This window comes from Methylocystis sp. WRRC1, assembly GCF_020733155.1.
Taxonomy (GTDB): domain Bacteria; phylum Pseudomonadota; class Alphaproteobacteria; order Rhizobiales; family Beijerinckiaceae; genus Methylocystis.
Genome location: NZ_JAJFZJ010000001.1, coordinates 2,349,129 through 2,370,417, shown reverse-complemented (window position 1 = coordinate 2,370,417; position 21,289 = coordinate 2,349,129). Strand labels below are relative to the sequence as shown.

Genomic DNA, 21,289 nt, shown 5'->3' with positions numbered 1-21,289 from the left:
GCACGGTAGGAGTCCGCGTGAAAACGCAAACTGCGCAAAATCTGCAAACCAGAACAACGCGCGACGCCCAGAGATCCGGAACGCGCGCATGACGGCGGCGGCGGACGAAAAACTGACCGGCTGGCGCTTTCTGCTCCTCAATGTCGCCCTCGGCGCGGCGAATGTCATAGCGCTCTCCAACGTGCCCGGTTACACCATCATGGTGCCCTATGTGTCGGGCGATCTCGGCGGCGTCACGCCGAGCTTCGGCACCTGGGGAACGACAGACCACATGATGGGAATCGTGATGGGCCTGCCCTTCGCGCGCTGGCTCTCCGGGCGCTACGGCAACCATCGCGTCTATGTGGCGGCCTTCCTCGCCTACGCCTTTTTCTCCCTGCTCTGCGCAACAAGCGAGACGATATGGCTATTCGTGCCGTTCCGCTTTTTGCTCGGCCTCGCCGGCGGAGTCATTCTCCCGCTCGGGCAGGCGCTGGCTCTCGGCGAATATCCCGAACGCCACCGCACTTTCGGCGTCGCGCTGTGGGGCGTGCTGAGCATGGCGCCCTTCACGCTCGGCGTCTTCATGGGCGGCTTCTGGGCCGAATATTTCGACTGGCGCACGCTGTTCATTTCCAACATCGCGCTCGGCCTGCCGATCGCCGGCGTCGTGGGGGCGCTGCTTTACGGGCGCAGCCATGAGCGCCGCATCACGCGTTTCGATTGGGTCGGCGTTCTGCTGCTGACCATCGTGTTGGTGGGGGCGCAGACGATCTTCAACATGGGCAACGACTTCGACTGGCTCGCCTCGCCCTTGCTGATGACGATCTTCGTCGCGGTTCTCATCGCCCTGCCGACCTTCGTCGTCTGGGAGCTCGGCGAACGCCATCCGGTGCTGGATCTGCGGCTCTTTGCCCACCGCAATTATGCGGTCGCGACGATCTGTTCGGTGCTGGGCTTTCTGGTGGTGCAGGGCTCGCTGTCCGTCTTCGTCGGGCAGTTGCAATTGCTGCTCGGCTACACGTCGTCGCTCGCGGGCGTCGTCTATCTGTTGATGGCCTTCCTCGCCGTGCCGCTGGTCGCGATCGTGCACGAACTCGTGCGCAATGTGGATCTGCGGCTATTGGCCAGCCTCAACTTCATCGGCTTCGGGGTGACGCTGACCTGGCTCGGCATGTTCGACAAACCGGCGTCGTTCGATCAGATTGCCGCGCCGATGGTCTTCTTCGGCTTTTCGCTCGCGACATTCTTTGCGCCGCCGGCGGCGATCGGCATGCAGGGGCTTTCCGGCCAGCGACTGATTCGCGCCGCCGAGGAGATGGCGATGCTGCGCACCGCGGCCGGCGCCTATGGCATTTCGCTGCAATATGTCGTGCAGTTCAGGCGCACGCCCTTCCATCAGCTCGACCTCGCGGATTTCTTCGGCGGGCGGCGATTCGCCTCGCTCGATCTCCTCGGGCAGCTCAACGAAAAATTACAGGCGATGGGCCTCAGCGAAGCCGTGACGCGCAGCCTGATGGGACGAATGATAAGACAGCAGTCGCAACTTCTCGGTCTCGGCGACGCTTTCCTGCAGGGCGGATTCATATTCGTCTGTCTGGCCGGCTTCGTATGGCTCGCGCGGCCGGCCGCGAAACCCGAGCCGAAGCCCGATCTGATTCGCCTCGAGGCCGAAGAACTCATGGAGCAGCCGTGATGCTTCGGGGGCGCGGTCTTCGTCGGCGCGCGCTGATCGCGCTTTCTCTCGCGCCGCTCGCCGCCTGTCAGGCGACGGCGCCCGAGCGCGCCGAATTCGCCGATCCCCCCGCCATGGATCGCACGCTCGCGCAGGCCGGCGCCTCGTCTCGCGCCGGCTGGCCGGAAGAAAACTGGTGGCGCCGCTTCCGCAACGCGGAACTCGACCGCGTCGTCGACAAGGCTCTCGCCGACAGTCCCGGCCTGCACAAGGCCGCCGACCGGCTGCGGCAGACCGAAGCCGTCTCCGAGGTCGAGGGCGCGCGCCTTTTGCCGCTGCTCGATTTCGACATGGGCATGCGGCAGACCCGCATCCCCACGCATGGCGTCGTCGCCTCCTATAATCGCGCGCTCGCGGGAACCGAGCGGACGATGGCTTTCATCAATCCGCTGTCTTTCCGCTACGAATTCGACTTCTGGGGGAAGAACCGCGCGGCGCTCGACGCGGCGCTCGGCGAAACCGCCGCGCAGGAGGCCGAATATGCGCAGACGCGTCTGCTGCTGTCGGCGGGCGTCGCGCGCGCCTATTTCCGCGGCCGCGCGGCGGCGCGCCAGCTCGCCATCGCGCAGGCGATGACGAAGCTTCGCCGCGAGCTGGTCGCCATTGCGCAGAACCGCTTCCGCACCGGCGTCGACACGCAGGACGCGATTGCGCAGGCCACGGCCGAAGTCGAGGCGGCGATCAAGCGCGAAGCCGGCGCGAGCGCCCTGCTCGCCTTTCAACAGGATCTTCTCGCGCGGTTGATGGGCGAAGGGCCCGACGCCGCGCGCGACCTCTTCGCCGGCAAACATCTCGTCGCCTCTGTCCGTCTCGCGCCGCCGGCGAAACTTCCCGTGGAGATGCTCGCCCATCGCCCCGATCTTTCCGCCGCCATGCATCGCGCCGAGGCCGCGGCCGAACGCATTCACGCCGCCAAGGCGGAATTTCTCCCCTCGATCGACCTCGTCGGCTTCGCGGGGCTCGAGGCTTCTCGCAACAGCACGCAGATCAGCGAACTCGGGAAATTCCTCTTTCGCTCCTCGGCGTTCAGCTACGCCGTCACACCGGGTTTTCACCTTCCGATCTTTCAGGGCGGGCGACTCTCGGGGAGGCTCGAAGGACGGCGCGCGGAATATGACGAGGCGGTCGACTCATACAATGAAACATTGCTCGCGGCGGCGCAGCAGGTCGCCGACGCGCTCGCCAATGTGAAGCAGACGCGCACGGCGCTCGACGCGCAGAACCGGCTCGTCGCCGCGCGGCGCACGGAGCTCGACATGGCGCGTTCGCGCTGGCGCAACGGAATCAGGGATCGCCGCGAGATCGTGCTGCTGGCGCTCGGCGTGCTCGACCAGAGCTATGCGCAGGCGGCGCTCGAGGGCGACAATCAGGCCGCCACGGTGGATCTTTTTCAGGCGCTCGGCGGCGGCTATACGGAAGGCCCCATGCAGGCGCCGATCAACCCGGAGAAAGACAATATCACGCCTGTCGTCGACGTCATCCAATCCCTCGGCGGGGGCTGATGCAAACGCCCTTCGCCCGTAAATCCATTCGCGCGCGCCGCAACTTGCTGCTTGCGGGCGTCGGAGTCGTCGTTGCTCTCGCTGGACTCTTCTTCGGCGGGAAATGGCTCGTGAAGGATCGTTTTTTCGTATCCACCGACAACGCCTTCGTGACCGGCAATCTCATTCCGGTCTATGCCGACGCCACCGGCATCGTCTCCGACGTGCGGGTCGAGGAAACGCAGAGCGTGAAGAAAGGCGACGTTCTCATGCTGCTCGACAGGCAGCGCGCGGAAGCCTCGCTGCTTCAGGCCGCGGGCGATCTCGCGCGCACGACGCGCAATGTGGGCGCGCTCTTCGCCACGCGGCGGCAGGTCTGCGAGAAGATCGCCTCGCGCGCCGCGCTGCGCGACCGCGCGCGCCATGACCTTGCGCGCTACCAGCAGGCGGCGACGACGGGCTCGGTCTCCCAGCAGCAGGTGCAGAACACGCGAGACCAACTCGCCGCGCTCGAAGCCGATCTGCGCGAGTCGCGCGCCGAGCTTCACGCAATCGAAGCGCGCGTGAACGGCGTCACGCCCGCGACCCACCCGGATGTCGAAGCGGCTCGCGCGAAATATCTCGACGCGCATATCGAATATGTGCGCCAGCAGGTGCGGGCGCCGGCCTCGGGCTTCATCGCCAAGCGCAAGGCGCAGGTCGGCCAGCGCGTGAAGCCCGGCGACCAGCTGATGACCATCGTGCCGCTCGATCATCTGTGGATCGAGGCCAATCTCTGGGAGAACCGTCTCGAGCGGGTGCGGCCGGGGCAGCCGGTGGACATCAGGGTCGATCTCTATGGCGACAGCCCGCGCTTCCATGGGACGGTGGACGGCATCGTGCCGGGCTCCGGCAGCGTCTTCGCGCTCCTGCCGCCCGACAACGCCACGGGCAATTTCATCCGCATCGTGCAGCGCGTGCCCGTGCGCATCGCGCTGCGCCCGGATGAAATTGAAAAACATCCGCTGCGGCCGGGCCTTTCGACCAACATCACGATCGACGTGACGAACACCGAGACGCAGCCCAACGCCTCGAAAACGAAAACCGCCTCGCCCGAATACGCCACCGACGTCTACAGCAACGATCTGGCGCAGGGCAAAGCGACGGCGGCGTCGATCGTGAAGGAAAATCTTCCCGTCGCGATCGAAACATCCGAATGCGCCGCCGGCAATTGAAGTAAATCTATGAACGCACTTCGGACGCGTCGATGGCCTCCTGCGCCTCTGCGTCATGCGCGGCGAGCGCCTGCTCGATTTCATCCTTGGGCAGGTGATGGCGCGGCAGATAGAATCTGTTGGCGATCAGCGTCGGGACGACGGCCGTCGCGATGATCGCGGCGACGAGCGTCGAATATTGCGATTCGTCGATGATCCTGTTGGAAAGACCGAAGAGCGCGGAGATCGTGCCGAAGGTCAGGCCCGACGCCATCAGCAGCGTCGTATACATCGCATCCTTGTGCGGCGACCTGAAAGCGCGCGCGACGGGATAGACGCTGACGACCTTGCTCGCCATCTCCACCAGCAGAAAGACGATGACGCCGACAGGCGCCATGACAACCGCGGGCAGCGAGACGAAATAGCCGGCGCGGATGAAATAGAAGGGCGTCAGCAGGCCGATGGTGATGGTGCGCAGTCTGCGAACCAGCGCGCTGTCGCGCCCGACGCCGCCCGCGAGCGCCATTCCGACAAGATAGGCCGGCAGCACGGCTTCGCTCCCCGCCCATGTCGCGAGCGCGCCGAGCAGCATGAGCGCGAACAGGAGGAATTTCGCCTCGAACTCCGACGGGCGCCCGCCGAATTTTTCGAACGCGACGGGCGTGATCTTCGGAAGACCGACAAAGGCGGCGCCGAGCGCGGCGACGAAGATGAGCGTCTTCCATGTGAAAGGCGCGAAGACGAGGCCGAGCGTCACCACCGTGCCGAGATCGGTGATGAAACAGGCGGCGAGGATCGTCTTGCCGTAATCGGTGCGGTTGAAGCCATATTCCATCATCACCGTGTAGACGACGGCGACCGAAGTGGCGGCGAGCGCAATGCCGGCGAGGATCGCGGGCGACGACTCCCAGCCGAGAAGATAGTGCGCGGCGGCCCAGCACGCGACCGAGGGAACGAGGAAGCTCGCGCCGCCGATGGCCGCGGCCTCCTTCCATTTCATCTTGAAGACGTCGGGATCGAGCTCGGCCCCGGCGAGGAAGGTGAGGAAGATCGCGCCAATGCCGGCGAGCGTCTTCACCCATGGCTCGTTGACGGCGAAGACCTCCGCGCCCAGCGTCAGCCCCAGCACGGTCCGCGCGAGAAGGCCGATGATGATTTCAACGAGCGCGGTCGAGAGACGGAAGCGATGCGCGAAGAGGCTCGCGATCAATGCGAGCCCGAAAACCAGAGCGGCCTGCGCCCAGATCGGGGTCATTTCGCAGCCCTCCGCGAGAAGGCGGCCAGCTCTGTCCTACTCACCCGTCCGAAAGACGAGCGTGGCGCGAGCGTCGATTTCAAAAGGGCAAAGTTTATCGTTTTCATGCAGACTCCCGCCGTGCAGACATATGCAGGAGTCATCAGCCCCGAGGGCGGTTACAAGGCGAACCCCATCGCCTGCTTGCATTAAATCAAGCCGCAGCGAACATTGTCAACCGGCTCGGGGAGCCGGTTGACGAAGGCTCTTACTTCACGCCGACGAGTTCGACGTCGAACATCAGCGTCGCGCCCGGCGGGATCACGCCGCCTGCGCCGCGCGCGCCATAGCCGAGCTCCGGCGGAATGATGAGCGTGCGCTTGCCGCCCACCTTCATGCCGGCGACGCCCTCGTCCCAGCCCGCGATGACCTGCCCGCCGCCGAGCGGAAACTCGAAAGGCTCGCCGCGATCGCGCGAGCTGTCGAACTTCTTGCCCTTGGCTCCGTTATTGTAGAGCCAGCCCGTGTAATGCACCGAAACGGTCTGGCCGGACTTCGCGGCGGCGCCGGTTCCAACCTTGTTGTCGATGATCTTCAGGCCGCTCGCGGTGAGCGTCGTTTCGGGTTCGGCGCGGACCATGGTCGGCGCAAGCGCCAGTCCAGCCGAGGCGGCGACGAGCGCGACCGCCAGTGTCTTCGTGAAAGAACGCATCCTTTTCCTCCGATTATTGGTCTGATCGCTCAAGCCAGAACGCCATTGTCGCGCGCGAGCTGCAGAAGATCCTTCTGCGGGCGCGCGCCAACATGAGAGATGATTTCCGCCGCCGCAAGGGCGCCGAGCGCGGCGCTGCGCTCATGCGGCAGGCCCCGCGTGTAGCCGGCGAGGAAGCCGGCGGCGAAAAGATCGCCGGCGCCTGTCGTGTCGACGACTTCCTCGACCGGGAAAGCCGGGGCGGACAGCAGATTCGCGCTGTCGGCGACGATGCAGCCCTTTTCCGAACGCGTCACGACGCCGAGCAGATCCTTCTCCGCGCGCAGCGCGGCGATCGCCGTTTCGAAATCGGCGGTCTCGTAGAGCGCGTGCAATTCGCTCTCATTGGCGAAGACGATGTCGACGACGCGGTCGCGGATGAGCGAAAGGAACTCGCCGCGATAGCGATCGACGCAGAAGCTGTCGGAAAGGGTCAGCGCCACCTTGCGGCCCTTTGCGCGCGAAACCTTCGCGGCCTTCAGGAAGGCCTCCTTGGCGCCCGGCGGATCCCACAGATAGCCTTCCATATAGAGAACTTTCGCATCGGCGACGCGCGCCTCGTCGATGTCCTCCGGCGCCAGCGCCTGACAGGCGCCGAGGAAAGTGTTCATCGTGCGCTGGCCGTCGGGCGTGACGAAGATGAGGCAGCGCGCGGTCGCGGCGCCGTCGGCCGCCGGCGGCGTGTCGAAGGCGACGCCCGCCTTGCGGATGTCGTGCGTGAACTCGCGGCCGGCGTCGTCGTTCTTCACCTTCCCGACGAACCCGGCCCTGGCGCCCAGACTCGCGAGCCCCGCCATGGTGTTGGCGGCGGAACCGCCGGAAATGACCGTCGTCGGACCCATCTTTTCATAGAGCGCAGCAGCGCGCGCCTCGTCCACGAGCGCCATGGAGCCCTTGTTGAGGCCCGAGGCGACGAGGAGGTCGTCGTCGGCGCGGGAAATGGTGTCGACGATGGCGTTGCCAATGCCGAGGACATCGAGAGAAGTCATGAGGCGGCGATCCGGTTCAAGGGCGCATGCGCGAAAAACGAAACCGGCCGATCACGTACGGATCGGCCGGCCGGTTGTTTAACATTGCGTGGCGGGCGCGCCTAGAGCGGCGGCGCGCGTCAGTCGATCACGTAACGGAAGCCCAGACGCAACTGGTGGCTGGTCATGTCCCGCGAGATGCGCTGATTGTAGATGTCGAAGCCCTGCAGCTGACCGAGATTGATGAAGCGGTAGCCGAGGTCGATCTTCCAGTGCGAATCGATGTCGTAGCTCACGCCCGCCATGCCGGCGTAGGCGAAGCGCAGATAATCGCTCGAAACGCCGGTCGCGGGCGCGAAATTGACGTAAGGGTAGAAGGCCGGCGACCACATCACATTGTGCCGCTGGATGAAGAGATTGGCGCCGACGCCGGCGCCCACGTAAGGCGTGAACCCCCACCAGTTGCCGAGATCCAGATAGGCGTTCGCCATGAAGGAGATCGATTCGGCGCGATTCTTGACGCCGGGCGTGCAGATAGCGGGATAGGGCGCATTCACCACGATTCCGCCGGGACCGTAGATATCCATGCCGACGCAGGGCTGGCCGAACTGGAGGCCGTTGCGATCCCACAGCTCCTGATAATCGACCGTCGCATCGGCGCGCAGCCAGTTGGTGAACTGGTAGCCGCCGCCAAGGCCGATGGTCCAGTTCGACGGCCAGCTCGTCGACAGCCTCATGCCGTCGACGGTCGAGATATTGTGGTCTGCGGCGCCGACCTGGCCACGCAGATACCAGTTCGAACCCCATTCCACCGGACCCTCGTTCACGGGCGTGGGAGTCTCGACCGGGAACGGCATGTCGGCGGCCTGCGCCGCGGACGCGACGAGCGCGGCGGCCATCGCGGTGAAAATTGTCGCGCGGGCGCGCAAGAACGGGCGGACCATGGACTTCTTCCTTGCTATGCGCCGGCCGGTCGCGAGGGGCCCGGCGCGGGAATGAAGGAAGAGTGAACTGTTAAGCTTAATGCCCGCTTAATATGGCCACGCTTTAGACAATATTTGTACGCGCGTCAGGCAAAAAAAGACCGGCGCCCGTTGTCGCGGACGCCGGTTCGTTCAAGGGCCCTTGCGCTGCGGCGCGTCAGAACTTGATCGCCGAGAGCACGATCTCGATGACGAGGACGTAGAGCGCCGCAGTCACGAAGGCCGGGATCGGCCGCAGCGCGACATGGCGGAAGAGGAACGCGTACATGAAAGCCGTCCAGACGATGATCGGGAACAGCAGGAAGCGCGCAAGGCGATCCGTCGGCAGCGGCGGCGGGAGCGCGACGCCGACGATGAGGTGGAGGATGATGTAGGCGAGCGCGGCGACGGCGCCCATGGCGGCGAGCGCCGTCAGCGTGCGGACGAACTTTTCCTCCTGCTTGAGATAACGCAGCAGGTAGACGGTCGCGCCATAGAGAAAGGCGGCGCTGGCGACGCCATAGAAGATGCTGACCAGCAGCGAATGGCTGAAGAATTGCGCGCCGGTCTGCAACACCACATAGGCGACCAGCATTCCCTGCATCAGCTGCTTCGATTCCGGCAGCGACAGCTGCGACGCCTCCAGATTGAGCATCTTGAAAAATGTCTTGGGCGTCTGCTCGTTGATGAACGGAATATTGAGCGCCATGAATGCGGTCCCTTGATCGGCGCGCCGGGGCGGCGCGAGCGTCTTCAGTCAAAAGCCGCAGCCTCCGGAGCCCGAGAGCCCCGAAGGCGCGACCGATTGACGCCTCTCTAACATGCTTTCCCGAGCGGCGAAAACAGCGAAACCCGCCAAGTTGCGGCGCGCCGCCGGCCAGAGCGGAGGTCAAGGCTCACGGAAGGCGCCGCAGCCAGTCCTCATGCGCCACGACCTCGACAATGCGCCGCGCCGCCTCGCCCCAGGATGCGCCGAGCGCGCGGCCGGGATCGGCCGAAAGATCGCCGGCGAGAACGCCGCGGATCGTGCGCGCGAGCGCATGCGGGTCATTAACCCGGAAATAGATCGCGCCTTCCCGCCCCACCTCCCGAAACACCGGGATGTCGCTGCAGATCACCATGCGCCCGCGCAGCGCCGCCTCGACGATCGGCAGGCCGAAGCCCTCGGCGTAGGAGGGGAAGACGAGCGCTTCGGCGCGATCGTAAAGATAGGACAATTCGCCGTCGTCGACGTCGTCGAACCAGAACAGCCGCTTGCCGAATTCCGGGTGGCCGGCGATGGAGGCGGCCAGCGCCTCCTCGAACCAGCCGCGCCGTCCGACGACAACGAGTCTCGCGTCGACCCCCTGCTCCCAGAGTTCGTCGAAGGCGGCGAGCGCGACGCGATGGCCCTTGCGCGGCTCGAGGGTGCCGACCGCGAGAAAGGCGGGCGTCTCTCCCGCGACGGCGGCGGCGATCTTTTCCCGGGGCGTCGCGGTTGCAGGCGCAGCGATGTCGGCGCCGCAATGAAACCATCCGATCTTCAGATCGGGGCGATGCGGCAGGCCCGTCTCGACGACAAAATCGGCGAGTTCTCCGGCGACCGTGCGGGATATGGCGAGAAAGGCGTCGCTCTCGAGCAGCGCCTTGCGCAACCATGCGCGATAGCGCGGAACGGTCACTTCGTGACAGGCGTGCGGGTAAAGCTCGGGGATGAGATCGAAGATGCAGGTGACGATCTCGCCGCCCTGCGCGCGGATGCGCCCGAAGACCGGCGCAAGCTCCTCGAAGGCGTTCCAGCTGTCGGAGAGCATGAGAAAGCGGTCGCCGGGCGCGACGTCGACTTCCGTGTCGGGCCCCGTCTCCCCGCCCCCGAGCGACGCGGTGAAGGCGTTGGCGGTGTAGAGCCTGCCGTTCTCGCAGCGGACGGCGAAGGCCGGGATCTCGAAACGCGCGCCGCCGTGACAAGCGCGCACGACCTCCTTCACCACGCGCTGAATGCCGGTGCCGGCGTCGCGCTTGATCGTGCCCGTCACGTCGATGAGGAGACGGCGCGCCGGCAGGCGCAGGGCCGCGATCGGCGGGGGCGGCGCCTCGACGGGAGCCGGCGCGTCGGCGCGACTTGGGCGAAATTTCGCAAATAGCGCCGCGGCGGCGTCCGCGATCCGCTGTTCGATCGGGCGAAGGAAGCGATAGACATGGCCGGAGACCGAATAGATCATCCGGTAGCGCTCATGCGTCAGATGCAGCAGTTCCGCGCGCAGATAGTCGAGCTGGAATTCGAGCAGACGGATTCGTTCGCGCTCGGCCTCCCTAGCGGACGGATCCTCGCCGCTCATGCGCGGCCGCTCGCCTGCGCCGCACGCCATTGGTCGAGCAGCGCCTGCGCCATTTCTTCGAGCGGATGCTGCGGGCTCCAGCCGGTCGCCGCGCGCAGCTTAGAGGCGTCGCAGGCGACGCTGGGAATGTCGATCGCCGACGGGCGCAGCAACTGCTCTTCGACCTCGACCTCGAAAGGCTTGCGCGCCCGCGCCCGCAACACGTCGAGCAGCGACGCGATGCTGCGCGGCTGGCCCGAGGCGACGTTGAAGACCGACGCGCGGTCGGGCAGATCGCCCGCGGCCGCGATCAGCCGCATATAGGCGTCGATCACGTCGCGCACGTCGAGAAAGTCCCGCGCCTTGGAGAGATCGCCGACCCTGAGGCGCGGTTCGGCCCGCCCGGCCTCGATCGCGGCGATCTGCGCCGCGAAGGAGGCCAGGACGAAACTCCGGTTGCGCTGGCCGGGGCCCGAATGATTGACCGGACGCACGACGATCAGCCGAGCATCCTTCCCCAGCACGTCGGCGAGCGCGCCCTCCGCGGCGACTTTCGAACGGGCGTAGACGTCGAGCGGCCGCAGCGGCGCTTCTTCCGTCAGCACGCCCTCGCGAAAGCTCGCGCCATAGACCTGCGCGGTGGAGGCGAAGAGAAAGACCGCCTGCGGCGCATAGCGCGCCACCGCCGCTCCCAGCGCGAAAGAGCCGTGAAAATTCACCCGCCAGGTCTGTTCGGCGGATTTGGCGGCTTCCGTGATCGAGGCCTGTCCGGCGAGATGGACCACAAGGTCCGGCCGCCTTTTCTCGACCAGCCGGTCGAGAGCGGCTTCATCGAGGAGATCGGCCGTGAAGGTCTCGAAGGCCGGATGTCCGCCGCTCTCGCCGGGACGCATCAGCATTGCCCGGGCGGCCTGCGGATAGGCTTCAGCCAGAGCCGCGGACATGTGGGAGCCCACGAAGCCGGAGCCGCCCGTCACGAGAATGCTCTGGAAGGCCGCCATCGCCGCGCCCTGTCGAAACTAGACCGCCGCCTCGCGCCGCAGCCTTTCGAGATCCGCATCGACCATTTCGCGGATCATCTGATCGAGATTGATTTGCGGCTCCCAGCCCAGCACGCGCCGCGCCTTGCTGGAGTCGCCAAGCAGGACGTCGACCTCGGCCGGCCGGTAGAAGGCGGGGTCGATGATGAGATATTTGTCCATGTCGAGCCCGGCGTGGTCGAAGGCGATGCGGCACATGTCGCGCACCGTCGTGGTGACGCCCGTCGCCACGACATAGTCGTCCGGCGTCTCCTGCTGCAGCATCAGCCACATGGCGCGGACGTAATCCCTGGCGTGGCCCCAGTCGCGTTTCGCGTCGATATTGCCGAGACGCAGCTCTTTCGCCAGACCGAGCTTGATGCCCGCGACGCCATGCGTGACCTTGCGCGTGACGAATTCGACGCCGCGCAGCGGGCTCTCGTGATTGAACAGAATGCCCGATGAAGCGTGCAGGCCGAAGCTCTCGCGGTAGTTCACCGTTATCCAGTGGCCGTAGAGCTTGGCGACGGCGTAGGGGCTGCGCGGATAGAAGGGCGTCTTCTCGCTCTGCATCGGCTCCTGGATGAGGCCGTACATTTCCGAGGAGGAAGCCTGGTAGAAACGCGCGCCGGGCGCGCCGAGACGCATCGCTTCGAGCATGTTGGTCACGCCCGTGGCGGTGACATTCGCCGTCAGGATCGGCTGGCGCCAGGAAGAAGCGACATAGGACTGCGCCGCGAGATTGTATATCTCGTCCGGCTGGACGTCCTGAACCGTGCGCAGCAGGCTCGAAAGGTCGATCAGATCGGCGTCGTGCAGATGCACCTTCCCGCTAATGCCGAGCCAGCGCAGGCGATGGTCCTCGACGCCGCGATGCGAGGAGCGGCGAATCACGCCATGAACCTCGTAGCCCTTGTCGAGCAGAAACTGCGACAGATAAGCGCCGTCCTGTCCCGTGACGCCTGTCACCAGCGCGCGTTTGGCCATCTATCGTCCTTGTCGAATGCGCGCTTACATACGCCGGTCTTGCGCAGTGCGGGCGGTTGGAGCGCTATGAATTTATTTTCGCGATGCGCGTCTTGGCCGCTCGGGCCCGGAAGCCTCGCCGAGCCCCGGCGCGCCACCGGCCTTACAAAATCGTCGCGGCGGTGGCAAGGGCGCGCGAGGCGCCGTCCCGCCCTGTAAGACAAAGACCGCCGGCCCGAAATCACGGACCGGCGGCCAGGACACAGCTACGCGAACGCTACCCGAATGAAAATATGACCGGCGGTTTAAGCCTGATCCTTCGGCGGCAGCTTGCCCTCGGGCGTCGACTTGTCGATCGCGATCGGCAGATATTCGGCGAGGAGATCGCGCGCCTTGTCGTAATCGACGCCAGTGGCTTCCGCGAGTTTCTTCAGTTTTTCGACGCCGATCGCCTGTCCGACCTCGATGGCGTTGATCGCCTCGTTCTTGCCGGTGGAGACCCAGGAGTCGACCTGGCGCTTGAAGCCGCCTTCCTGAAAATTCTTGACGACGGCGTCGAGCCCGCCCTGCTTCTCGACATATTCCTTGATGAGGCTCAGGGCCTCGGCGCCGATCACGCCGCCGGCGATCGCTTTAAACCAACTCATTTTCGATTCTCCTTCCGAACTCATTTCGAATCCTCCGCATGAAAACTCGAGCGGCGCGGCGCCACCGCTGAAAAGATAGGGGGCGCCCGGAAGACTCTCAATGGCGCAGGCGGGGAATATTGTCGCAGAGCGGCAAAAGCGCTGTGACGATCGAAGCATAGCTTGTGAATTTCTCAACAGATCAGCGGCTCGCCGGCCTTTTCGCACCAGCTCAGAACGCCTTCCCAAATCTGTGACGCCGTCTCCGCGTACCAGAAAAGGTCACGATCCTCCGGATCGATGACGCCTTCGTCGACGAGGAAGTCGACGTCGAAGGCGCGCCGCCAGAAGGCCTCGCCGACGAGCACGACCGGAAGCGGCGCGATCTTGCGCGTCTGCACCAGCGTCAGCGTCTCGAACAATTCGTCGAAGGTGCCATAGCCGCCGGGAAAGGCGACGAGCGCACGCGCCCGCAGCAGGAAATGCAGCTTTCGCATCGCGAAATAGTGAAAACGGAAGCACAGGCCCGGCGTGACATACGGGTTGGGGAACTGCTCGCGCGGCAGGGCGATATTCAACCCCACCGAGGGCGCACCGACGTCGAAGGCCCCGCGATTGGCCGCCTCCATCGCCCCGGGGCCGCCGCCGGTGACGATGGCGATCCGACGTCCCGCGCCGCAGTCGCAGGCGGCGCCGACGAGCGCTCCGAACTCCCGCGCGACGTCGTAATAGCGCGCCTTTTCGAGAAGGCGCTCCTCGACGGCCAGCCTCTCGCGGGCCGCCGGGTCGTCGGGCGCGACCTTGCAGGCCTCGCGCGCCTCCAGGACGCGCATGCGCGCGGCGCTCGGCTCCCTGAGCCGGGTCGAGCCGAAGACCACGATGGCGTCGGTCAGCCCCTCGCGCTCCATGATCGTCTGGGGCTTGAGATAGTCGAGCTGGAGACGCGGACCGCGCGCCCTGTCGGCGTTGAGAAAATCGACGTCGGAATCCGCCTCGCGATAAGCGGGGTTCTCTATGATCGCCCGCACCCGCTCCGAGGCGGCGGGATCCTCGTGATCCGGCTTTGGCCGGGTTCCCGGCAGCGGCGTTCTCCGCTCGACGGGGTCGGGCGGCTCGGGGACGCATCGGCTCCGGGCGGACGTATCGTTTTCTGCGCTCATGGAAGAATGTGGTCCTTTTCTTTATTTCCGTTCCGCCCCGGCGTATATGACGCGCCGGAAAGCCTTCGGGGCGAATTCGAGAGGACATAGGGCGAAGCGAGATGGCCGGGCACAGTCAGTTCAAGAACATCATGCACAAGAAGGGCAAGCAGGACGCGATCCGCTCCAAGCTCTTCTCCAAGCTCGCCCGCGAAATCACCGTCGCCGCCAAGGCGGGCCTGCCCGACCCCAACATGAACGCCCGCCTGCGCGCCGCTGTTCTCGCCGCCAAGGCCGAGAACATGCCCAAGGACAATATAGACCGCGCGATCAAGAAGGCGTCGGGCGCCGACTCGGAGAACTACGACGAGGTGCGCTACGAGGGCTACGCCCCCGGCGGCGTCGCGGTCATCATCGAGGCGCTGACCGACAACCGCAACCGCACGGCCGGCGAAGTGCGCTCCTATTTCACCAAGGCGGGCGGATCGCTCGCCGAGACGGGCGCGGTCTCGTTCATGTTCGACCGCGTGGGCCTCGTCGAATTCGACAAGAAGGTCGCCTCCGAGGACGCGATGATGGAAGCGGCCATCGAGGCCGGCGCGGACGACGTCTCCACCACCGACGAAGCCCATGAAATCATCACTTCCGTCGAGTCCCTGCGCGACGTCGCCAAGGCTCTGGAAGAGAAATTCGGGGAGCCGCGCAAGGCGGCGCTCGTCTGGCGGCCGCAGAACACGATCAAGGTCGACGACGAGGCGGGCGAAAAAATTCTCAAGCTCGTCGGCGCGCTCGAGGACAATGACGACGTGCAGAACGTCTACGCCAATTTCGAAATCTCCGACGCGCTGATGGCCAAGCTCGCCGGCTGATTCTCTCACCAGGCGCTGATGATGACGGCGCTGGCGAAGGCGAAGGCGGCGAGGACGGCGACGAGATCGAGGATCTGGGTCTTTGCCATGGCGGCGCTCCTGTCGGCGGCGCCCGTGACGACGGGCGTAGACGGCGCGGTGTCGATGCAAGGTTAACGCCATTCGGCGCGTCCGCAACCCTGTTCTTCTGATCGGGGCGGCGGGATGACGCCGGCGCCCGGGGAAGAGGCGGCCAGTGCATCAGAAACGGCGCTATCATCACGGATCGCTCAAGCAGGCGCTCGTCGACGCGGCGATCGAGCTTCTCGCCGAGGGCGGCCCCTCGGCGCTCACGCTCGCGGAGGCGGCGCGCCGCGCCGGAGTCACGCCCGCCGCGCCCTACCGGCATTTCAGCGGCCGCGACGCTCTATTGGCCGAACTGGCGCGGCAGGGATTCGAGATCTTCGGCGAGCGCATCGAGGCCGCCTGGAACGAGGGGCGACCCGACGCAAAAAGCGCCATGCGCGCCATGTGCGGAGCCTATCTCAAATTCGCCCGCGAGGAGACGGGCCTCTACACGGCGATGTTCGGACAGGCGGCGACGCTGGCCGATCCACAGGCCGGCGGCGCGGCCGACCATGCGCTCGAAATTCTTTGGCGCGCCGTGGTCGCATGGCTGCAGGAGGCCCGCGCGCCTGCGCAGGGCGCGCGTCATGTCGCCTTGCAGGTCTGGGCGCTGGCCCATGGTGTCGCCATGCTCACGGTCTCCGGACATTTCGACCCCGCCCGCACCGCCGACCCCGCGCTGGTTCTCGAAGGCGCCGTGCAGGGCGTCATGGAAGCCGCCGTCGCAAGAGCCCGCGCCGCTCCGGCTTGAACCGCTCCTGCGCAGTGACGATATCGATCGGGCCGGCGAGAGACTTGCCGGACGCGATGTTAATGTTTATAACATTCACATCGCCGGACTGGCCCGAGGGTCCGCCCCGGCGTAATCGCAACGGAGCCGAACATGAGCTGCCATCGTTATTCCCGCATGTCGTCCTCGTCCGGGGACTCCCCTTGGGGACGCCAGGGGTGCGCGCATTGGAAGCCTTACGAAATCGCCGCGGTTGTCCTCGGCTTCTTCATCTTCTGGCCGCTCGGCCTCGCGATCCTGTGCTGGAAGGTCTGGCAGCGCGGCTGGGGCTATGAGGGCGACCTCTTTTCCTTCGCCAGCGAACAGGGGGCGCGGATGAAATCCGCCTTCGGAGACGTCTCCCGCGACGCCTCGCGCGGCTGGGGCGGCCCGTCCTTCATGCGCTCGTCGGGCAACGCCGCTTTCGACGAATGGCGCGAGAGCGAACTCGCCCGGCTCGAGGAAGAGCGCCGCAAGCTGGCGGAGGCCGAGCGCGAATTCGCCGAACATATCGAGGAGCTGCGCCGCGCCCGCGACCGGGCGGAGTTCGACTCCTTCATGCGCGCCCGCAAGGGCGGGACGCAGTAAAGATGCGTTCCACTGTGGCCGGGGCTCCCCGGCCACAGTCATGAAATATCTCACTATTAACTAAATTTTTCGACTTCGCATTAACGCCCGCGCCGCAGACTTCGCGGCATGGCCCGCCGCGTCTCGCTCCCCCTCCTCCTCGCGTTCCTTGCGACGCTCGCCGGCTGCTCCGCGCCCTTCAGGCCCCAGCGCCCCGCCTGGCGGACCCATGCCGAAAACGCCTGTATCGCGCAGAGAAAAGTCCACCCTTCCGAATTCATCGCCCTCGCCAATGAGGTCGACGGCCCCGGCATTTGCGGGCTGACCAAACCCTTCAAGGTGACCGCGCTGCAGGGCGGGGCGGTGACGTTCAACGCCACTGCGACGCTCGACTGCCCCATGGTGGCGGAGCTCGACCAATGGCTCGCCGATACCGTGCAGCCCGCGGCCCAGGCGCGCTTCGGCCAGAATGTCGTGCAGATCAACTCGATGGGCTCCTACGCCTGCCGGGGCATGAACAATATGCGCGGCGCGCAGCTCTCGGAACATTCCTTCGGCAATGCGCTCGACATCGGCGGCTTCGTGCTCGCCGACGGACGTCAGATCACGCTTGTGCGCGACTGGTGGCGCGGCGACGAGCAGACCCGCGCCTTTCTGATGGATGTGCATCGCGGCTCCTGCGGCCATTTCTCGACCGTCTTGTCGCCGGGATCCAACGCCTTCCACTACAATCATATTCATGTGGATCTGGCGCAGCACGGCCGCTCGGGCCGCACCATCTGCAAGCCCGCGCCGCAGGAAACCCTGCCGCCGCCGGATCAGTCGCCGCTCGTCGCGATGCAGAATGCAAAGGCCGGCGCCGGCGAGGAGACGGACAACGACACGACCGGCAAGCCGCCGCTCGCCGCCTTCGAGGGCGGAGGAGACGGGTTGGGCCCGATCAACGCGGCCGCGACGCCGGTTCCGCCGCGCCGGGATGCGCTCGAGGAAACGCCCGACGATCAACCCGATCTGACGTCGAGCATCAGAAGGCGGCGCTAGACCAACTTCGGCGAATTCCAATTCGTCGAATTTGGTCTCGCTTCATATCTTGTCTCGCGTTCGAACGGAAAACCGCCGACACTTTTCCTGAACGCGCTCTATGGCGGGATGAGCGCCCGTTCAGCGCTTGAATGCGGAAGTCGCTTCCGCCTTCTCACTCCGCTTGTCGAAGACGCAGACAACCTCTTGTTGCGACTTGTCGTATTTCGACGGGCCCTTGGCGATGGCGACGCCATAGCTTTCTGTGCCGAAGGGGTCGACCCAGATCGAGGGATTTTCCAGCTCCACGGCCGCAAGTTTCGCGCAGGCCTTCTTCACATTGGCGCGAAATTCTTCCCACGCGTCGGGGCTCGCCGCGACGGCGGGCGAGCCAGCGAGAACAAGTGAAAGAAAAACAGCGCGTTTCACCGCTTGCCTCCGCCGATATTCAGCAGTCGCAACACGAACCACGCCGGCACGACGAAGACGGCGCCGGCCAGCACATAGCTCGCGACCTCCTTCACCGCGCCGAAGCCCAATTGATAGATGCGGTCGAAGAAGGCCTGCACGCCGCGCAGAATGTCGATCGGCCGCAGCTCCAGCCACATCAGCAGCGCGCCGACGACGAGCGAGATGAAGAACAGCCGCACGAAGACGTTGAGCGGCGAGCCGCCGAGGAAATTTTCGAGCGCGTTGTTGTTCGACGCCATGGGTTCGGGTTCCGTTTCCGTAGAGCCGGGAAGGACGAGAAATTCGCGCTCCGGACGCGGCGGTTTTGGCTTGTCCAGATGCGGCCAGTTGGCGAAGGGTCCCTGATCCGTCACAGCCCGCCTCCCGCCGGCGCTTCCTCGCGGAAGAGTCGCATTATGCGTCGCAGAAACCGCTCGGTAAAGGAGAGCGCGCGCTCGAACTCCTCTTCGCCCGGCAGCGTCGAGGGACGGCCCGGCGCGGCGCTAGCCGCAGCCTTCAGTTGCGCGTTTTCCGCGCGCAGCCTCGCGATCTCGGCCTCCAGCGCCGCGCGTTCGTCGGCGCCCAGCCGGCACACGGAGACGCCGTCCTTCACCGAGCAATAGGAGATCGCCCCCGTGTCCTTGTTGAGCCGCAGGAAGCCGCCGTCGGCGGGGGTGAGCGTAAAGCGGTCGCCCTCGGGCGCGACGACGGGCGGCGGCTCCTCGGCGCGGGCGCTCCCGGCGAGAAACATCGCCGCAAGGACGAAAGAAACGGCAAGGCCCAGCCGCTGTTGCATGAGGACTCTTCGGGGCGCGAGAAACGATTGTCCGCAGATGGGCGCTCCGCGCCGCGCCGTCAATGGCGGCAATCTTGAACCGGCGCGCCCGCTCGGCCATATAAGTCGGGGCCGGGACGCCTGAAGGGTTCCGGGATTTGAGGCGCCAGAAGGGCTTCGCGACATGTCACGTCCGCCGCTTAATTCGCCATTTCTTTTGGGTTTCGACGAAATCGAACGCGCTCTGGACCGCGTCGCGCGCAGCGGCTCGGACGGTTATCCGCCCTACAACATCGAGCGCCTGCCGAGGAGCGAGAGCGAGCCGGAGCGGTTGCGCATCACGCTCGCCGTCGCCGGCTTCACCCGCGATCAGCTCGACGTCTCGCTCGAAGAGAACCAGCTCGTCATCCGAGGCCGGCAGGCGGAGGAGCGCGAGAGGCACTTCCTGCATCGCGGCATCGCCGCGCGCCAGTTCCAGCGCGCCTTCCTCCTCGCCGAGGGCATGCAGGTGCTGGGCGCCGATCTGGTGAACGGGCTGCTGTCGGTCGACCTCGTGAGGCCGGAGCCCGAGCGTGTGATCAAGAAGATCAATATTGCGACGCGGGACTGAACCTCGCCCTCACTCCGCCGGCGCCCGCACGGCTGCAGGCGGGCGCAGCGCCGTGAGTTTCGTCGCGGCGACGATCGCGACGATGGTCGCCACATAGATCACGACCTGCATTTGCGACGGCTGGTCCGCATAGCCGATCAGCGTGTGCAGAACGCGGCCTGCGATGCTCTTGTCCGAGAGAATCCAGGACGTGTCCCACAGCGTGTCGGAAAGCGCGGTGACGATCCCCGCCTGCTGCAGGAAGGCGACGCATTGCGCCGCGAGGCCCGCCGCGAGCAGCGTGATCAGCGTCGTGGTGACGGCGAAGAGATGGCGCGGCGGAATGGTGACGAGGCCATAGAAGGTCGCGACGCTGGTGACGGCGCCGAGGCCGAGGCCCGCGAGCCCGCCGGCGAAAACATCCCACGCCGACTCGCCCGAGGCGAGAACCCCATAGAGAAACAAGGCGACTTCCGCGCCCTCGCGCAGCACGGCGAGCCCCACGACCGTTGCGAGCGCAAACAGCGTGCGGTCGCCGCGCGCCACGGCGCGGCCGACGTCCGAAAGCTCCTGCGCAAGCTCGCGGCCGTGGCGGGACATCCAGATGTTGTGCCAGGCGAGCATGACGACGGCGAGCGCGAGCACCGCGGCGTTGAACAGCTCCTGACCGCTGCCGGCGAAGGATTGCGACAGGCGGTCGGCGAAGAAGGCGACAATCATCGCGCCGATGACGCCGGCCCCGACGCCGCCCGCGATGAAGCCGCGCGAACCGGCGACGCCGCGCGTCACGGCCGCGACGATGCCGATGATGAGGCCCGCTTCAATGGCCTCGCGGAAGACGATGATGAGCGCGCCGAGCATGGATTATTCCGCGACGATCTCGCCCTTGGCGCTGTCCTCGTGGAACTCTCCGAAGAATTTGTAGCGGCCGGCTTTCAGCGCGCGAATCTGGAAGGTCGCCTCGCTGTTCGCGGGCACGACCTTCTCGATGCGGAGCGGCTTCGATTCGAATTCTTCCGGCGTCGCGTCGAGATTCTTCACGACGAGCGTCGCCGCCTTGTCGGCGGGGATGCGCAGCTCCGCAGGATCGAAGCGATGGTCCTTGATGGTCAGCGTATAGGTCTCGGCGGCCGCGGCCCCTGCAAAACCCGCCGCGAAAAACGCCGCCGAAGCGACGCGCAAAAAAGACGCCTTTCCCGAATTACGCATCTTGGTTCCTTGTTGAGGCTGGCAACATCAACGTAGGCGCCGGAATCGCAAACGTCAAAGGGCCCAGTCTGGATTGTTTCCAGACTGTATTGATTGGCCTTTTTCTTACTTTCGACTGTCTTTTTTCCGACAAAAGCCTGTCAGCCCGGATAGCCGTGACGCGACTTCGAGGCGCGAACGAGCGAGAGGGCCTTGGCGTCCTGCCCCCCCGAACACGCGGAAGACGCTTCCGAAATCTCACCCTGGATCTGGTTGTAGACGCTCTGGTTCACATGGCCCATCGAATGATCGTTCTCGATGACCGAGCGATAGCGGCTGATCGCGCCGGCGCAGCCCGAGCCTTCCGGCGACTGGAAATCCGCCGCCGACGGCGCGCGCAACGGAGGGCCCGGCGGGATCGTCGCAACCTGCGGCGAGCGGCCGGCGTTGCAGCCGGCGAGCGCTACTGCGGCGAGTCCGGCGACGAAAAGCGGGTGAGCGCGCATGAAAATCCTCCACTGCTGCGTGCGAAGCCCTGTTTTCATAGCGGCTGAGACCCGCGCCCGGCAATGGCTTGCCGCCGCCCGGGAACGGCGCCACCATTGTC

25 protein-coding genes and 1 riboswitch are annotated in these 21,289 nt (G+C 65.8%); of the genes, 9 read left to right on the top strand and 16 right to left on the bottom strand.

Features of this window, described 5'->3' with window-relative positions; translation table 11 throughout:
• Window positions 1-88 precede the first annotated feature (88 nt).
• The 3 genes from LG047_RS11420 to LG047_RS11410 are packed head-to-tail and all read left to right on the top strand — an operon-like array spanning window position 89 to window position 4,409.
• Entirely contained in the window at window positions 89-1,675 is a 1,587-nt protein-coding gene (locus LG047_RS11420; RefSeq protein WP_227966781.1) for an MFS transporter, read from the top strand.
• Window positions 1,675-3,216 carry an efflux transporter outer membrane subunit gene (locus LG047_RS11415; RefSeq protein WP_227968480.1) on the top strand — a complete coding sequence of 514 codons (1,542 nt, stop codon included), beginning with the start codon at window positions 1,675-1,677 and terminating at the stop codon, window positions 3,214-3,216. Before LG047_RS11420 ends, LG047_RS11415 begins: the two co-directional genes overlap by 1 nt.
• Window positions 3,216-4,409: an HlyD family secretion protein gene (locus LG047_RS11410; protein ID WP_227966779.1), complete on the top strand. Its 1,194-nt coding sequence runs from the start codon at window positions 3,216-3,218 to the stop codon at window positions 4,407-4,409. Before LG047_RS11415 ends, LG047_RS11410 begins: the two co-directional genes overlap by 1 nt.
• Before the next feature lie 7 nt (window positions 4,410-4,416).
• Here LG047_RS11410 and LG047_RS11405 read toward each other — a convergent pair whose 3' ends face one another.
• The 10 genes from LG047_RS11405 to LG047_RS11360 all read right to left on the bottom strand — a co-directional run bounded on the left by LG047_RS11405 (window position 4,417) and on the right by LG047_RS11360 (window position 14,371).
• Window positions 4,417-5,643, bottom strand: coding sequence for a cation:proton antiporter (locus LG047_RS11405; RefSeq protein ID WP_227966778.1), 1,227 nt, complete (start codon window positions 5,641-5,643; stop codon window positions 4,417-4,419).
• A 126-nt stretch (window positions 5,644-5,769) separates the two neighbouring features.
• Window positions 5,770-5,832: riboswitch (Fluoride riboswitch) on the bottom strand.
• Window positions 5,833-5,890: 58 nt separating this feature from the next.
• The gene (locus tag LG047_RS11400) at window positions 5,891-6,334 is read right to left on the bottom strand and encodes an FKBP-type peptidyl-prolyl cis-trans isomerase (protein WP_227966776.1); all 444 of its coding nucleotides are present in this window, start codon (window positions 6,332-6,334) and stop codon (window positions 5,891-5,893) included.
• A 29-nt stretch (window positions 6,335-6,363) separates the two neighbouring features.
• Entirely contained in the window at window positions 6,364-7,362 is a 999-nt protein-coding gene (locus LG047_RS11395; RefSeq protein ID WP_036284883.1) for an adenosine kinase, read from the bottom strand.
• A gap of 119 nt (window positions 7,363-7,481) precedes the next feature.
• Entirely contained in the window at window positions 7,482-8,285 is an 804-nt protein-coding gene (locus tag LG047_RS11390; RefSeq protein WP_084679173.1) for an outer membrane protein, read from the bottom strand.
• Between the two features lie 196 nt (window positions 8,286-8,481).
• A complete protein-coding gene (locus LG047_RS11385; RefSeq protein ID WP_036284877.1) occupies window positions 8,482-9,012 on the bottom strand; it encodes a hypothetical protein in 531 nt (176 codons plus the stop codon).
• Between the two features lie 187 nt (window positions 9,013-9,199).
• A complete protein-coding gene (locus tag LG047_RS11380) occupies window positions 9,200-10,621 on the bottom strand; it encodes a glycosyltransferase family 1 protein (RefSeq protein ID WP_227966774.1) in 1,422 nt (473 codons plus the stop codon).
• Window positions 10,618-11,601, bottom strand: coding sequence for an NAD(P)-dependent oxidoreductase (locus LG047_RS11375; RefSeq protein ID WP_036284871.1), 984 nt, complete (start codon window positions 11,599-11,601; stop codon window positions 10,618-10,620). Before LG047_RS11375 ends, LG047_RS11380 begins: the two co-directional genes overlap by 4 nt.
• Window positions 11,602-11,619: 18 nt before the next feature.
• Window positions 11,620-12,606 carry a GDP-mannose 4,6-dehydratase gene (gene gmd, locus LG047_RS11370; protein WP_227966772.1) on the bottom strand — a complete coding sequence of 329 codons (987 nt, stop codon included), beginning with the start codon at window positions 12,604-12,606 and terminating at the stop codon, window positions 11,620-11,622.
• A 284-nt stretch (window positions 12,607-12,890) separates the two neighbouring features.
• Window positions 12,891-13,232, bottom strand: coding sequence for a YidB family protein (locus LG047_RS11365; protein ID WP_227966770.1), 342 nt, complete (start codon window positions 13,230-13,232; stop codon window positions 12,891-12,893).
• 173 nt (window positions 13,233-13,405) lie between these two features.
• Window positions 13,406-14,371 (bottom strand): LOG family protein, encoded by a 966-nt coding sequence (locus tag LG047_RS11360; protein WP_051134289.1) that lies wholly within the window; start codon window positions 14,369-14,371, stop codon window positions 13,406-13,408.
• A 101-nt stretch (window positions 14,372-14,472) separates the two neighbouring features.
• Between LG047_RS11360 and LG047_RS11355 the strand changes: the two genes are divergently transcribed.
• The 5 genes from LG047_RS11355 (at window position 14,473) to LG047_RS11335 (ending at window position 17,701) form a co-directional block, all read left to right on the top strand.
• A complete protein-coding gene (locus tag LG047_RS11355; RefSeq protein ID WP_036284865.1) occupies window positions 14,473-15,219 on the top strand; it encodes a YebC/PmpR family DNA-binding transcriptional regulator in 747 nt (248 codons plus the stop codon).
• 18 nt (window positions 15,220-15,237) lie between these two features.
• Window positions 15,238-15,375, top strand: a complete 138-nt coding sequence (locus LG047_RS11350) for a hypothetical protein (RefSeq protein ID WP_227966767.1) — start codon at window positions 15,238-15,240, stop codon at window positions 15,373-15,375.
• A gap of 79 nt (window positions 15,376-15,454) precedes the next feature.
• A complete protein-coding gene (locus LG047_RS11345) occupies window positions 15,455-16,075 on the top strand; it encodes a TetR/AcrR family transcriptional regulator (RefSeq protein ID WP_227966765.1) in 621 nt (206 codons plus the stop codon).
• 132 nt (window positions 16,076-16,207) lie between these two features.
• A complete protein-coding gene (locus LG047_RS11340) occupies window positions 16,208-16,681 on the top strand; it encodes a DUF2852 domain-containing protein (protein WP_370635047.1) in 474 nt (157 codons plus the stop codon).
• Between the two features lie 108 nt (window positions 16,682-16,789).
• Window positions 16,790-17,701 (top strand): extensin family protein, encoded by a 912-nt coding sequence (locus LG047_RS11335; protein ID WP_036284857.1) that lies wholly within the window; start codon window positions 16,790-16,792, stop codon window positions 17,699-17,701.
• A 120-nt stretch (window positions 17,702-17,821) separates the two neighbouring features.
• On the opposite strand, the gene LG047_RS11330 is transcribed toward LG047_RS11335, so the two are convergent.
• The 3 genes from LG047_RS11330 to LG047_RS11320 are packed head-to-tail and all read right to left on the bottom strand — an operon-like array spanning window position 17,822 to window position 18,926.
• On the bottom strand, window positions 17,822-18,109 hold the full coding sequence (locus LG047_RS11330) for a hypothetical protein (protein ID WP_227966763.1): 288 nt from the start codon (window positions 18,107-18,109) through the stop codon (window positions 17,822-17,824).
• On the bottom strand, window positions 18,106-18,504 hold the full coding sequence (locus tag LG047_RS11325; protein ID WP_036284855.1) for a DUF6460 domain-containing protein: 399 nt from the start codon (window positions 18,502-18,504) through the stop codon (window positions 18,106-18,108). The genes LG047_RS11330 and LG047_RS11325 overlap by 4 nt, the downstream gene beginning before the upstream one ends.
• The gene (locus LG047_RS11320) at window positions 18,501-18,926 is read right to left on the bottom strand and encodes a hypothetical protein (protein ID WP_227966761.1); all 426 of its coding nucleotides are present in this window, start codon (window positions 18,924-18,926) and stop codon (window positions 18,501-18,503) included. Before LG047_RS11320 ends, LG047_RS11325 begins: the two co-directional genes overlap by 4 nt.
• 163 nt (window positions 18,927-19,089) lie before the next feature.
• Here LG047_RS11320 and LG047_RS11315 point away from each other — a divergent pair, with 163 nt between their 5' ends.
• Window positions 19,090-19,515, top strand: coding sequence for an Hsp20 family protein (locus tag LG047_RS11315; RefSeq protein WP_036284851.1), 426 nt, complete (start codon window positions 19,090-19,092; stop codon window positions 19,513-19,515).
• Between the two features lie 9 nt (window positions 19,516-19,524).
• Here LG047_RS11315 and LG047_RS11310 read toward each other — a convergent pair whose 3' ends face one another.
• The 3 genes from LG047_RS11310 to LG047_RS11300 form a co-directional block, all read right to left on the bottom strand.
• Entirely contained in the window at window positions 19,525-20,355 is an 831-nt protein-coding gene (locus LG047_RS11310; protein WP_227966759.1) for an FTR1 family protein, read from the bottom strand.
• 3 nt (window positions 20,356-20,358) lie between these two features.
• The gene (locus LG047_RS11305; RefSeq protein ID WP_036284847.1) at window positions 20,359-20,703 is read right to left on the bottom strand and encodes a cupredoxin domain-containing protein; all 345 of its coding nucleotides are present in this window, start codon (window positions 20,701-20,703) and stop codon (window positions 20,359-20,361) included.
• 140 nt (window positions 20,704-20,843) lie between these two features.
• On the bottom strand, window positions 20,844-21,188 hold the full coding sequence (locus LG047_RS11300) for a hypothetical protein (protein WP_036288593.1): 345 nt from the start codon (window positions 21,186-21,188) through the stop codon (window positions 20,844-20,846).
• Window positions 21,189-21,289: the final 101 nt, after the last annotated feature.